The organism is Mesorhizobium sp. M3A.F.Ca.ET.175.01.1.1 (assembly GCF_004791945.1).
In the GTDB taxonomy this organism is placed as follows: Bacteria; Pseudomonadota; Alphaproteobacteria; order Rhizobiales; family Rhizobiaceae; genus Mesorhizobium.
Genome location: NZ_SRTP01000387.1, coordinates 1 through 288, shown reverse-complemented (window position 1 = coordinate 288; position 288 = coordinate 1). Strand labels below are relative to the sequence as shown.

Here is a 288-nt window from a genome sequence, read left to right as displayed (position 1 = left end):
CTTGGCCCCGGCGCATCACCGGTTCGCAGGCTGGCGAAGCGGCGGCCAGGGCGGCGCGGAAATCGATGTCGCCCTGACGCAAGGCATCGTCCGCACCGAGGATGGTGGAGATCCGTGGAAGGTTGGCGCCCTCGTCGAGCTTGCCGCGATTGGCCGGATTGGTCACCACCACCTTGGCCGCGCTGTATTCCAGGCGGTGCTCGATGGCCACCCTGGAGAAGGAGTCCGCGTCGCGCGGCAGCACCAGGATCGTCGCCATTGTGATGATGCCGATCATGGTGAAGGAGG

The 288-nt window shown here is 66.7% G+C and carries 1 pseudogene; it reads right to left on the bottom strand.

Annotated elements, in window-relative coordinates:
• Nucleotides 1-288, bottom strand: a pseudogene (locus tag EN818_RS32100) (hypothetical protein); the annotation flags it as partial.